This window comes from Flavobacterium ovatum, assembly GCF_040703125.1.
Lineage (GTDB): Bacteria > Bacteroidota > Bacteroidia > Flavobacteriales > Flavobacteriaceae > Flavobacterium > Flavobacterium ovatum.
On sequence record NZ_CP160035.1, the window covers coordinates 1,675,282 to 1,689,483 of the forward strand.

The 14,202-nt window shown below is 34.4% G+C and carries 9 protein-coding genes; 7 read left to right on the forward strand and 2 right to left on the reverse strand.

The genetic code is table 11. From position 1 onward, the window contains the following. Nucleotides 1-34: 34 nt before the first annotated feature. Nucleotides 35-3,448 (reverse strand): transglutaminase family protein, encoded by a 3,414-nt coding sequence (locus ABZP37_RS07190; RefSeq protein ID WP_366186855.1) that lies wholly within the window; start codon nucleotides 3,446-3,448, stop codon nucleotides 35-37. A gap of 147 nt (nucleotides 3,449-3,595) precedes the next feature. After that, nucleotides 3,596-4,438, reverse strand: coding sequence for a transglutaminase family protein (locus ABZP37_RS07195; RefSeq protein WP_366186857.1), 843 nt, complete (start codon nucleotides 4,436-4,438; stop codon nucleotides 3,596-3,598). A gap of 84 nt (nucleotides 4,439-4,522) precedes the next feature. Here ABZP37_RS07195 and ABZP37_RS07200 point away from each other — a divergent pair, with 84 nt between their 5' ends. The 7 genes from ABZP37_RS07200 (at nucleotide 4,523) to ABZP37_RS07230 (ending at nucleotide 14,196) form a co-directional block, all read left to right on the forward strand. Further along, complete coding sequence (locus ABZP37_RS07200) at nucleotides 4,523-7,105, forward strand: circularly permuted type 2 ATP-grasp protein (RefSeq protein ID WP_366186859.1); 2,583 nt, start codon at nucleotides 4,523-4,525, stop codon at nucleotides 7,103-7,105. After that, a complete protein-coding gene (locus tag ABZP37_RS07205; RefSeq protein WP_366186861.1) occupies nucleotides 7,095-7,964 on the forward strand; it encodes a transglutaminase family protein in 870 nt (289 codons plus the stop codon). The genes ABZP37_RS07200 and ABZP37_RS07205 overlap by 11 nt, the downstream gene beginning before the upstream one ends. A gap of 119 nt (nucleotides 7,965-8,083) precedes the next feature. Continuing rightward, nucleotides 8,084-8,914 carry a restriction endonuclease gene (locus ABZP37_RS07210; RefSeq protein ID WP_366186862.1) on the forward strand — a complete coding sequence of 277 codons (831 nt, stop codon included), beginning with the start codon at nucleotides 8,084-8,086 and terminating at the stop codon, nucleotides 8,912-8,914. 36 nt (nucleotides 8,915-8,950) lie between these two features. Then, nucleotides 8,951-10,306: an MBL fold metallo-hydrolase gene (locus tag ABZP37_RS07215; RefSeq protein ID WP_366186864.1), complete on the forward strand. Its 1,356-nt coding sequence runs from the start codon at nucleotides 8,951-8,953 to the stop codon at nucleotides 10,304-10,306. Nucleotides 10,307-10,488: 182 nt separating this feature from the next. Next, complete coding sequence (locus tag ABZP37_RS07220) at nucleotides 10,489-11,172, forward strand: VTT domain-containing protein (protein ID WP_366186866.1); 684 nt, start codon at nucleotides 10,489-10,491, stop codon at nucleotides 11,170-11,172. A 41-nt stretch (nucleotides 11,173-11,213) separates the two neighbouring features. Further along, nucleotides 11,214-11,597 carry a hypothetical protein gene (locus ABZP37_RS07225; RefSeq protein ID WP_366186868.1) on the forward strand — a complete coding sequence of 128 codons (384 nt, stop codon included), beginning with the start codon at nucleotides 11,214-11,216 and terminating at the stop codon, nucleotides 11,595-11,597. Between the two features lie 103 nt (nucleotides 11,598-11,700). Further along, the gene (locus ABZP37_RS07230; protein ID WP_366186869.1) at nucleotides 11,701-14,196 is read left to right on the forward strand and encodes a DUF2309 domain-containing protein; all 2,496 of its coding nucleotides are present in this window, start codon (nucleotides 11,701-11,703) and stop codon (nucleotides 14,194-14,196) included. Nucleotides 14,197-14,202 lie beyond the last annotated feature (6 nt).

The following is a 14,202-nucleotide window of genomic DNA, read 5'->3' on the forward strand; positions in this document are numbered from 1 at the left end:
GATTTTTATAAATGAATTTTATTCTCCTAAAAGTTTAGTTCTTCGCCGTCCAAAAATGTCTTAAATCCAAAGTGTAAGGGTATTCAGGATTGATTAACTCAATTGGAGTATCGTGTTTTAAGTCCGATTTTGATTCGACCAAAAATCTAGAAGTAGCTGTACTATTGGCGGGTGTCTCAATTTCTTTGTCTTCCATTGCTGAAGCAGGAGTGTGGCCAAAATCCCAAAAACGACTCATTTTTCTTGATTCAGCTTCAAAACTATTTACCGGTAAAGTATCAAAACTACGTCCTCCAGGATGCGTTACAAAATAAGTACATCCACCAATAACTTTATTGTTCCAAGTATCTACCAAGTCAAAAACTAATGGTACATCAATACCTATATTCGGATGCAATGCGGATGGTGGGTTCCAAGATTTATATCGAATTCCGGCAACATATTCTCCTTTTGTTCCTGTGCTTCTTAGTGGGATTCTACAACCTTTGCATAGTAAAATATGTCTTTCGGGTACAATTCCAGAAACTTTTACTTGTAATCTTTCGAGCGATGAATCCACAAAACGAGAAGTTCCAGTACTTGAAAGTTCTTCTCCTAATACATGCCAAGGTTCTATCCCAAGTCTGATTTCCAACTGAATATTGTCAATCGTCACCGTTCCATGATGTGGGTATCTAAACTCAAAGAATGGGTCAAACCAAGAAATATCAAAGTTATATCCAGAATCTTTTAAATCATTAACTACGTCAATCATATCTAGATAAGCGAAATGTGGCAATAAAAATTTATCATGCAATTCAGTTCCCCAACGGATTAGTTTTTTCTCGTACGGTTCTTTCCAGAATTTAGCTACCAAGGCGCGAACTAATAAATTTTGAACCAAATTCATGTGTTTGTGTGGTGGCATATCAAAAGCACGAAGCTCTAATATCCCCAATCGTCCCGTCGAAGAATCAGGAGAATATAATTTGTCGATGCAAAATTCAGTTCTATGCGTGTTTCCTGTAATATCGGTCAATAGATTTCTGAAAATTCTATCCACCATCCAAAACGGTACTTCCTTGTCTTTCGGAATTTGATCAAATGCAATTTCCATTTCATATAATTTCTCGTCTCTTCCTTCATCAATACGAGGTGCTTGGCTCGTTGGTCCAATAAATGGTCCAGCAAATAAGTAACTCAATACTGGGTGATGTTGCCAGTAGGTAATTAAACTTCGTAGCAAGTCTGGTCTTCTCAATAACGGACTGTCTTCTGGTTTTTCAGCACCAAGAGTTACGTGATTTCCTCCACCGGTTCCTGTGTGGCGACCGTCCACCATAAATTTATCCGTTCCTAAACGAGATAAAAAGGCTTCTTCATATAATGCAGTGGTGTTGTCTACAATTTCTTGCCATGTTTTAGCAGGATGTACATTTACCTCAATAACACCAGGGTCAGGAGTTACCATCATTTTCTCAACACGGTAATCCGATTTAGGTTGGTACCCTTCAATACGTACCGGCATTTGTAGTTTTTCAGCCGTATTTTCAATAGACGTAATTATGTCAATATAATCCTCTAAATAATCAGTAGGAGGAAGGAAAATGTATATAATCCCATCGCGTTCTTCTATACACATTGCTGTGATGAAAGTATCCACCTCAAATAATAATGGATTTTTTTCTTTTTCTTTGGTTTCTTTTTTAGTTAAAATTAGTTTGGCTTTTTCAAACATTTTAACAATAGTCCCATAACGTTTTTTAACTTTTTCGTCATAGTCGCCCAATGGTGATAGGTCTTCAAATGGACTTCTATCAACAACTGATTCTCTTACGTTTTTGGATGTTTTTGGCAGTGAATCCAAAGGTAAGCGCAAACCAATTGGAGAGTTTCCAGGAATTAGGAAACAGTTACCGCGTCTAAATTCCCATGCACAACTTTCCCAATGATCGGCTACATGGTCTTTTCGTAATGGCAATACAAATCCCGAAGGATTGTTTAATCCTTTTTCAAGAGTCTTAGCCAGATTGTGTCGTTGGATAGAATCTTTTAGGTCTACTTTTAGTGGATCTAAATTGATCGGGAGTTTACCTTCTTCTAATGCCCAGTAAATAGGGTCTTCATAAGTAGGTGTGATGTTTTGAGTATCAATACCTAAAAATTTAGTCAGTTCGTTAGCGAATTTTTCAGCATCATGAAAAGTAAATGTGCTTTCGCCTTCTTTGGCTACTAATGCGTCATTTTTCCATAATGGCAAACCATCTTTTCTCCAGTACAATCCATATTGCCAACGAGGGAATAATTCTCCAGGATACCATTTTCCTTGACCAAAATGCAACAAACCGCCATGAGCAAATCGTTTTTTTAATCGTAGCGCTAAATCGTAGGCTAGCCTGCGTTTCATTGGTCCGTCGGCTGTGGTGTTCCATTCGTCCGCTTCGTAATCATCTATCGAAACAAAGGTTGGTTCTCCGCCCATCGTTAAACGAACATCGCCTTCGATTAAATCTCTTTCAACCACATTTCCAACTTCCATGATGTCGTTCCACTGGTTGTCAGAGTAGGGTTTAGTCACGCGTGGATCTTCGTGAATGCGGGTTACTTTGTTTTCAAAATCAAAACTAACTTCACATTTTCCAGTTGCACCCGTTACAGGGGCAGCACTTTCATAATGTGGTGTACAGCATAATGGGATATGTCCTTCGCTGGCAAAAAGTCCAGAAGTAGGGTCCAGACCAATCCATCCAGCTCCGGGTAAATATACCTCTACCCAAGCATGTAAATCGGTAAAATCCGTTTCAGGTCCTGATGGGCCATCAAGAGATTTTTGGTCTGGTGCCAATTGTACAATGTAACCTGATACAAAACGAGCGGCCAACCCAAAATGGCGTAATACGTGAATGAGTAACCATGCAAAATCTCTGCATGAGCCACTCTTGATGCGTAGGGTTTCTTCAGGGGTTTGTACCCCAACTTCCATTCGTAAATTATAGGTAAGCTCTTTGTAAACGGCTTGATTAATATAGACTAGAAAATCATTAGTTGGTAGTGATTTCGTTAGCTTTAGACCATCCATGAATTTTAAGAAAACAGGGCTTTCTTCGGTTAATGGAAGGTAGGCTGTTAGTTCTTGTTGTAGTGTTTTGTCATATGTAAATGGGAATTGCTCAGCATATTCTTCTACAAAAAAATCAAATGGATTGATGACTTGCAATTTTGCAATGACCTCTACTTCAACTTTTAATTCTTGAACAGGATCTGGAAAAACCACTCGAGCTTGATAGTTTCCAAATGGATCTTGTTGCCAATTAATGAAATGATTTTCAGGACTGATTTTAAAGGTGTATCCTTCTATTTGAGTCCTAGAGTGTGCCGCTGGTCGAAGCCTAAAAACATGAGGGAATAATTTAACAGATCGGTCAAATGTATAGGTTGTTTTGTGTGAAATAGCAATTTTAACAGCCATAAATATCGAGTTTTTAGTTTCTAAAATTTCAATAAAAATACGGTATTAATATTGTTAACCCATAAAAAACAGGCAGCTATAATAATAAATATCAGAATGATAATTTATAGTGTATAATGTTGTAGATAATGTAAATTTTTTTATTCTTTAATAAGATATGAAAAAATCTTCAGAAGGATAGGTGTTGTCAGATTCTCCGTTTGTTTGCGAACATTCAATATTCATATAAGTACAGAAGGCATTTCCAAAGAGTGTTGCCACTGCAATTTCTGAGCCGTCTTTACCATCTGCAATTTTGACTAGCTGATTTAAATTGGCCAATCTTGTTGGGTCAAAAACAATCCATGAATTGCCTAGGTATGCTTCGAAACAAGCATGAATATCCGGAGGGACAATATTGCTAGCATAGCAGGTAAAATAGCGTGCAGGAATATTTAAGGCTCTACAAAGTGCAATTCCCAGATGAGCAAAATCTTTACAAACACCTTCTTTTATATTGAGGGTGTCATAAGCAGTTGTATTTGCATCAGAGGAACCACTTACATACTTGATGTTGTTAAAAATCCATTCGTTAATTGCTAATGTTTTTTCTAAATCGGTTGTAATATGGCCAAAGAGATTAAAAGCAAATTCCATTAATTTATCCGAAGGACAATTTCGTGTAGGGGTAAGAAAGGGGATGATTTCATTCTTTAAATTAAATATAGGGGTATTTTTTAAAAGTTTCTTTTTTGCGACCCATTTATAACTTACGTCAATTTGTGCTTGGTAATTGATGGTAAATGGAATGAATTCTGTAGCTTGTAATTTTATAAAACGAGTTTTTGAACCTTTTAAGCTGTATTCCTTGTAGGGTAAGAAAGGGGATACTTCGAGTGTTTCGGATTTTATTTTTTGATTTACAGACTCCTTTAGTACTTGTATATTGAAAACGAATGTAGTGGGAGCGTATACATCGTACTGAATTGTTGTCTTAAGTGTGAATTCCATAAAGTAAAAGTACTAATATTGAGGATAATCGAACGGCTTTTCTTTAAAAAAAATGTAGATTTGTTTTTACTTTAAAAACCATAAATGAGCACGCCATTATCTTTTATAGATTCATATAAAAAAACGATTAAGTCATACGATGAAGTTATTGATAAAAACGGACAAGTAAAACCCCATTGGGCAACCCTTTTTGAAGCCTTAGAAGCGGTAGGTATGGAGGAGTTGGCTATTCGAAATAAAGAAATTGTTAATAAACTCAAAGAAAATGGAGTTACCTATAATGTATATGATTCTGAAACAGGATTGGTACGCCCTTGGAAATTAGATCCGATTCCTTTTATTATTCATCAATCGGAATGGGCTACTATTGAAAAAGGTCTTATTCAACGAGCTAATTTATTGGATTTAATCTATAAAGATATTTATGGAGAGCAGCTTTTAATTAAAAATAATATTATTCCGGCTGAATTAGTTTACGATAATACAGGTTTTTTAAGACCTTGTTTTGATGTCAATCAAAAGGATTATCATCAGCTTACTATTTTAGCTTGTGATATCGCTAGAGGTCCAGATGGTAAAATGTGGTTGTTGGATAATCGGGTTCAATCGCCTTCAGGTACAGGATATGCACTTGAAAATAGGATTGTAATGGCGAATGTTTTTCCAAAATTAAATAAAAATATTCACCGTAGTAAATTAGGGCCTTATTTTAATGAATTGCAAAAGACCGTTGGGAAATTTGGAACCAATTCAGACAATCCTAATGTAGTATTTTTATCTCCCGGTGAAGGAAATGAAACGTACTTTGAGCATGTATACCTTTCCTCTTATTTAGGGTATACCTTAGTTGAAGGAAGTGATTTATTGGTTCGAGAAGGCTATGTTTGGTTGAAAACCATTGATCAATTAGAGCGTGTAGATGTAATCATCAAGCGTGTAGATGATTTGTGGTGTGACCCTTTAGAATTGAATAGTAATTCGCTTCTAGGGATACCAGGTTTGTTGCAGGTGATGCGTTTAGGAAATGTGACGGTTATTAATCCTCCAGGAATAGCCGTTTTAGAGAATCATGGATTGATGGCTTTTATTCAAAATGCGTGTAAATTTTTATTGAAAGAGCCTTTAATTATGAATTCTACCGCTACTTGGTGGTGTGGACAAACTAAAGAATTAAATTATGTTCTGAATAATTTACCTAAATTAATTATTAAAAAAACGAATAGAAATTTAGGTGTGAAATCGATTTACGGGCGTAAATTAAATGAGGAAGAATTAAAGGAACTCAAAATAACCATTTTAAAAAACCCTAAAGAGTTTGTTGCTCAAGAAGAGGTTAGCCTGTCTACAACACCATCTTTAATCGATGGGGAAATTGTTCCTAGACTAGCTGTAATTAGGGCTTTTTTGATTTCGGATGGGAAGAATTATAAAGTTATGCAAGGGGGGTTAACCCGTAGTTCTGTGATTGAAGATAAATTTCAGATATCGAATCAATTTGGAGGCATATCTAAAGATACTTGGATTATTACAGATAATTTAAAGGAACAACTCGAAGAGGAGGAACAGAAGGAACAGATAATTGAGATTAAAAAATCAAATCAAGTTTCTCGTAGTACAGCTCTAACGAGTAGAAACGCTGAGAATTTATTTTGGGTAGGAAGATTGTCTGAGAGAACCATGGTTTTAACGGGTTTTCTTAAAATTATTTTTAGCAGATTAAACGAAAATGTAAGTAATCACGGAAAAAAACAACCGGAGTTTCTAATAGTTTTATTAAAGGCTTTGACACATCTGACGCAATCCTATCCTGGGTTTGTAGGTGAGGATGGAGTAGAAGATGAAACTGTTTTTGAAAAACCATTGGCAGAATTAATTTCACTTATTAAAGATCCTGAAAAAGAAGGTTCTGTTGCTTATAATGTGCAGTCGTTGTTGTATTCTATCAATCACATCAGTGAAAAATGGAATCATGATACCAAAAGAATTATCAGCCTTATAGAAGATAGTTTGACGGGGCTAAAAGAGTCGAATGCTAATAATCTTAGTAGAACTACTCATGGTTTAGATAAATTATATATCCGAATGATGGCGTTTTATGGTAATACCTATGAAACATTACCAAGGGAGAATGGATTTTTTCTATTTGAAGCCGGAAAAAATATTGAACGATTCTTGTCGCTTATTTCGGTTATTCAAACCTTATTCTGTTTTAAAAGGAGCGATGAGGTGGAGCAACTTTTATTGGAATCAGTACTTGAAAATCATAATTTGTTGGCTCAGTATAGAAGTATTTATAAATCTCAAATTAGTTTGGTGGCTGTAATTAATATGTTGTTCTTAGAGAAAAACTCTCCTTACACGCTGGCGTATATTCTGGATACACTTTCATACAATATTGGTCAATTACCAAAAAAATCAGAATTGAACCAGTTAAGTATTGCTGAAAAGAAAGTGCTAGAAGCCAGTACTATAATAAAATTAATTGACCCGGAGGAATTAGTTCAGGCTGATGAAGCAAATTACAGAGAAGTTTTGGATGAGACTATTAATGTCGTTTCTAACCTTCTTTCTTCTGTAACCAATGGATTATCTAGTTTGTATTTTAATCACTCGGTGATGCAACTTTCCTTTTTAGACACTGAAAAAATTGATTCTGATGAAGTATAAATTAGTACATAAAACGACCTATACGTACGTAAATGCAGTGCATAATTATCAATGTATCATTTGTTTACATCCTGTAAATTCTGTTTCGCAAGTGTGCGAAGATTATAAGTTAACAATTGAGCCCAAGCCTCAGAATTTATATCCAAGAAAAGATTATTTCGATAATACTAAGTACTATTTTTCAATTTTAAAACCCCATAAAGTACTACAGGTAACTGCTACTAGTATAGTTGAGGTGTTTCCTTCTAAGTTATTATTTGTTAATTCAATTTCTTGCGAAGCGGTATTGCATTTGTTTAGAACCAAATTGGCTTTAAAAAATGAATTACTACAATACCAACTTCCAAGTCCATTTATTTTTTGGGATGATGAAATTAAAACTTTTGCGGAAAGTTGTTTGATCGCTGACACACCTTTTTATGAAGCAATAGCAAAGTTGTCTTCAAAGATCTTTACCGATTTTGAATTCAATTCTGGAGCGACTAACTTAAATACGCCATTAAAAACTGTTTTGAAAGAACGTAAAGGAGTCTGTCAAGATTTTACTCATTTGATGATTGCTTGCCTGCGAAGTTTAGGTTTTGCTGCTCGTTATGTTAGTGGTTATTTAGAAACTTTGCCTCCAAAAGGGAAAGTTAAACTACAAGGTTCTGATGCTTCACACGCTTGGATTTCCGTTTATGTACCAGAAATGGGTTGGTGTGAATTTGACCCTACTAATAATATCATTCCAGGAGAACGTCATCTTGTTACGGCATATGGTCGTGATTATTCGGACATATCTCCCTTAAAAGGAATAATTTTTAGCTCAGGTGAACATCGCGTTAAGGTGGAGGTTGATGTGATTCCATTGGGGTAGATTGCTGAAGTTGCATTTTTTAGTCTCATTTGTATTTTAACTCAGAATTGCAATTTCCCTTTTTTTTTGCTTATCTTTAAGTGTCGTTTTTTTTTGTTAAGAATCAAAATATTTGAGATATGAAAGTAAGAAGGCAATCTGGAGATAGTGTCGATTATGACCCCGAAAAATTGAAAAGATCTCTTTTGAATTCAGGGGCAAGCGTAATTGTTGTGGATAAAATTTTGCAAAAACTAACTAATGAGGTTTATGATGGTATCACAACTAAAAATATTTACAAAAAAGCATTTAGTCTACTGAAAAAGAATGCTAATTTTCATGCTGCAAGATATAACGTAAAAACGGCTATACATTTGCTTGGTCCCGCAGGATTTTACTTTGAACAATATATTGCTCGGATTTTTGAATCTGAAAAATATGAAGCCATAACTAATTTAACGCTACAAGGTAGGTGTGTTTCGCATGAAGTGGATGTATTGGTAAAAAAGAATGATCGTATTGCAATGATTGAGTGCAAGTTTCACGGTAGTAAAGAAGCAGCCTCAGACGTAAAAGTTCCCATGTATATTCTTTCTAGGTACAATGATCTGAAGCAAGTAAGCCATAAAATTTTTTCGCAAAAAGATCAAATTTCTGAATGTTGGATTGCTACTAATAATAGATTTACTTCTGATGCAAAAGATTTTGCAATATGTAATGATATAAAATTATTGAGTTGGGACTATCCTAAAGATAACAGCATAAAAGTTAAGAATTATCGTGACTGTCTTTACCCTGTGACCTGCTTAACTACTATTACTTTAGCTGAAAAAGAAAAATTGTTGTCATTAGGCGTTATTTTGGCTAGAGATTTAACGACTAGTCCAGAGAAATTAAGTGAAATTATGATAAGTCCAAGAAGGGAAAAGAATATTTTAAAAGAGGTTACAGAGCTTTGTAGATGTTTTTGAGTTAGCAGTAAATGTTTAATCTTAATATTTAGGGGTATGAAAGTAAAATTTATAGGAGGAGCAGGAACCGTAACAGGTTCTAAAACCTTGATAGAAACTAGCGAAATGTCGATTTTGATAGATTGTGGACTTTTTCAAGGGATTAAACCGTTAAGGGAACTCAATTGGGAGCCTTTGCCCGTTTTAGCCTCTTCAATAGACGTGGTTTTGTTAACTCATGGACATTTAGATCACTGTGGTTGGTTGCCAAGACTTGTGAATCAAGGATTTGAAGGAAAGATTTATTGTACTGGTCCCACAGCAGCTGTGGCGAAATTAATCATATTAGATAGCGCTAAAATTCAAGAAGAAGAAGCTGAAAAAGCAATTAAAGAGAAATATTCGATACATGAAATACCAGAACCTTTATATACAGTAGAACAGGCTAAGAAGGTGTTTCCTCTTTTTAGTGTGGTACAACCTGGTGAAAAACTTATTTTGGAAGACGGAAGCGAAGTTATTTTTAATCTGGTAGGACATATTATTGGCGCTTGCAGCATCAGTTTATTTGCCGAAGGGAAAACATTGGTATTCTCTGGTGATGTTGGTAGAGATGATGATGTGTTGCTTTTTCCTCCGACAAAACCCAAAGTGGCTGATTATATTTTTCTTGAAAGTACGTATGGTGACAGATTACATCCTGATACTGATGCCAAATTAGAATTGGAGTTGTATGTTAATAAGACTGTTAGTAATGGAGGTACGGTTATTATACCCAGTTTTGCAGTGGAACGGGCTCAAAGTGTAATGTTTTTATTGTGGCAATTAAAAAATGAAAATAGGATTCCTGACGTGCCTTATATAGTGGATTCACCAATGGGAGCAAGTGCTTTTGAAGTTTTTTTTAATAATACCAAATGGCATAAGTTAACATTGGCAGATTGTCAATCGATGTCAAAAATGTTTGCTATTAACGCTGATTACCAAGAAACATTGGCGGCTATTAATGATAAAGGACCTAAAGTTGTGATTGCCGCTAGTGGAATGATAACAGGGGGACGTGTTTTGAGTTATTTAGTAAATTATATTGGTATTCCAGAAACAACGATCATTATAGTTGGATATCAAGCAGAAGGAACTCGGGGTAAAAAATTAATAGAAGGTGCGAAATCCATAAAAATTTACGGAAATTATTATAATGTAAAAGCTAAGATATTACAAATTCAAGGCTTGTCAGCTCATGGTGATCAACATGATTTGTTAGGCTGGCTTTCGGACTTAGAAACTAAACCGAAAAAGATTTTTTTAGTTCATGGTGAGAATGAACCAGCTGATGCTCTTCGGATAAAAATAAAGGAAATCTATGGTTATGACTGTACAATTCCTTTGATGGGCCAGGAAAGAAAGCTGTAGTATTTATCAGGTAAATAAAGTTAAAGGTTGCTATTTCAGTATTTCTATTCCATCAATTTAAACGAATTATTTAAGAAGTTGTTCTTATACGTTAATAAATTTCTAAAAAGCAATAATAAATTGTTGTTAAACTAAATTATACCTACTTTCACGGCAAATTTTGTGTGTAAAAATAATAGACTATGAGTAGCTTTGATTGGAAGAATTTAGTGGATCCTCTTTTTTATATTCACTTTGATATAAATGGGATAAAAGTAGGTTTATATATCGTGTTGTTTATAGTATTTGCCGAAACTGGTTTGTTTGCAGGTTTCTTTTTACCTGGAGACAGTTTGCTTTTTTTGGCGGGAATTTACAACAGAGAATTGATTGAAAACGTATTAGTCTTAGAAAGCGATTTTATCAATGTTTTTGTGCTATCTACTGTAGTCGGTATTGCAGGTATTCTGGGTAATATTATTGGCTATTGGTTTGGAGCTAAAAGTGGTTATTACTTGTATAATAAAGAAGATAGTTTTTGGTTCAAAAAGAAATACCTCATTCAGTCTAAAGATTTTTTTGAAAGACATGGTGGTAGAGCAATCATTTTTGCTAGATTTCTTCCTATATTTAGGACTTTTGCACCTATAGTTGCTGGAATTGTTTCTATGGAAAAGAAAAAGTTTATGTTTTTTAATGTCGTTAGCTCTTTTTTGTGGTCTTTTGCATTAATCTTCGCAGGCCACTATTTATATGGGTTTTTACTTGAGAATTATCAAATTGATTTAAAAAATCACATCGAAATGATAATTATTGGATTAGTTATTATTACTCTTTCGCCAGTTATTATTAAATTTGCAAAGAAATCGCCAACTTCAGACGAATAGTTGCATGTTTTTAATTGAAATTTAGTTTTTTGCTATTTTTTATGAATAAAAAAAATAAAAGGGGGGATTATTTGTTATCAGCATTGCTGGTAGCATTTTTCTACCTTTTATGTGGAAAAGCACAAACATTTGCAGCGCCAGCAAATTGTCTTTCTAAGGAGGTTTTTTTATTTTCCAATTCAAATTTCCATAATAACAAAGCAATTTTCGAGACTGTTTACTCTGATCCGGGTATCGATAACGATTTTTTTGACGATGTAGAGGTTGAATTTAAAAGCCAGCTATTTTGTTCTTATTCCAAAAAAGTTAATTTTAGCTTTCTTGAAAAGGAAAACAAATCTTTTTACACTACTGTTTCTCTTTTAAACAAAGGGAAAATACCTCTTTATTTATTATTTTGTAATTGGAAAATTGATGTACAATAAATTACGTTTTTAGATATAAAAACATTTTTTTAAAATAATTGAAAGGCCTTTTTAGGTTAAATTGTTTTAAAAATATTCATTAATTTATTGATATAAATCAAAAATGAAACATACAAAATTAGGTTTTGAAGAACAGTCTGTACTTCATCACCTGACGCACTATTTGCCTGCGCAAGCTCCTTTGAAGGATTTTGTGCATCACAATACGCTTCATGCTTTTCAAGATAGAAAGTTTTTTACTGCACTTCATGAATCAGCCGAGATTTTTGGTTACAAAACTTATATGTCATTGTCTGAGTTTAGAAATAAGTACAGCGAAAAAGAGATAAGTAGTAGCATACTTCATCAGGTTTTATTTAAAAAAAAATCACTCAATGAACAAAAAATATGGCTGGATAAGCTATTGAACAAAGAGTATGATTTGTCAAGTAACCCTAGAATAGGAAAGCTGCGTTCCCACTGGAAAGTAGAATATAAAATTAACCTTGATAAATTAGTACACTCTTCTTTGTTTAGAGTGTTGTGTAGTTATCTTGATCAAGGAATTGCCATTTGGTCTTTGCCATTACATGAAGATGGTTTTTTAGCATCCCTAAGACAATTAGAAAAAACAAGCTATGTAAGCCTCTTCAAACAGAAGAGGGCCAAAGAATTATTGTTGGATGAAACTTTAACAATGGAGAAACTGCTCCATATTTTAGTTGGTGACGAAAAATATTTTGAAGAATATTTATTTGACCAACAGTTTGCTCACCCAGGTTGGTCTGGTATGATTGCAGCTATTGAAAATCAACCAGAATCTTTATTGGATAGAAGAAAAATTTCTTTAAAAGAGGTGATTCTCTTTGAATTACTTTTGGAAATTGATGCTTTGGATGGCGAATTTGGATTAAACTGGGCGCCTATTAGTCATTTAATTACCCAGGCGCCTATTAAATTGTTTGCTGAGGTAAAATATGATGAGCTTTATGAAGTGCTTTCGCTATGGCAACAAGCTTTTGAATGGACACTATATGACCAAGTATTATTAGGCGTTAAAGCAACTGCGAGCACAACAAAACCAATTGAGAATCCTAGTTTTCAAGCTTTGTTTTGTATTGATGATAGAGAATGCTCTATTCGTCGTCACGTAGAAAAACAAGATGCTCATGCTGAGACTTTTGGTACTCCAGGACATTTTAATGTCGAGTTCTTTTACCAACCTATTGATGGTAAGTTTTACACTAAACTGTGTCCCGCGCCAGTGACTCCTAAGTTTTTAATTAAAGAAATTGGAGTTTCTAAAAAAAGGGAGACTGATATTCAGTATAATAAATATTCTCATTCTCTAATTCCTGGTTGGATTATTTCCCAAACTTTAGGTTTTTCGTCTGCATTGCGTTTGTTTCTTAATATTTTTAAGCCAACAATGACTCCTGCGACTAGTTCTTCCTTCAGGCATTTGGATAAAAAATCAACTTTGTCCATTGATTTTGATGCTAAGAATCCTTCAGAAAACGATTTGCAAATTGGGTTTAAACCTGAAGAAATGGCGCAAAGAGTAGAGGGTGTTTTACGTAGTGTTGGCTTGATTGAAGGATTTTCTTCGCTAGTATATTTAGTTGGTCATGGAGCTACAAGTGCAAATAATACACATTATGCGGGTTATGATTGCGGAGCTTGTTGTGGAAGACCAGGTTCTGTAAATGCCAAAGTGTTTGCTTATATGGCAAATGATAAAAAGGTAAGAACTATATTAGAAACGAGAGGGATTACAATTCCAGAAACAACTCAGTTTGTTGGTGCGCTGCATGATACCACTCGTGACGATATTACTTTCTTTGATGAAGAATTGATTTTGGAATCAAATTTAAAAACTCATCAAACGAATATACAAACTTTAAATATTGCTTTAGATAAAAATGCTAAAGAACGTTCTAGACGTTTTGAATCTATTGATTCCAACCAATCTTTAGAAGAAGTTCATGAAAAAGTGCGTCGACGTTCAGTTTCTTTATTTGAACCAAGACCAGAATTAAATCATGCTACTAATGCATTATGTGTAGTGGGACGTAGAACGCTCTCAAGAGATTTGTTTTTGGACCGTCGTTCTTTTATGAATTCTTTTGATTATAGTTCAGACCCAAATGGAGATTATTTAGTTGGAATCCTTAACGCTGTTGCACCGGTATGTGGCGGAATCAATCTCGAATATTATTTCTCCAGAGTCGATAATCAAAAACTAGGGGCAGGAACAAAATTACCTCATAATGTTATGGGACTTTTGGGTGTTGCCAATGGTATTGATGGTGATTTACGACCAGGTTTGCCGAGTCAGATGATCGAGGTTCATGACCCTGTTCGTTTAATGGTGGTGGTAGAACATTTTCCTGAAATTGTTTTTAATGCTATTTCAAAATCCCCACAAACCTACGAATGGTTTAAAAACGAATGGGTAAGATTGGTAGCGGTTCATCCTGAGACGAAGGTTTTGTATGTTTTTGAAAATGAAAAGTTTGATGTCTATGAAACGATTCAAGACCAAATTGCAAAAAGATACGTAGAAAATATGTTTGATGATAATTTCAAAGAGAACCTTCCAATAAGTATTCTTAACTAAAAATAT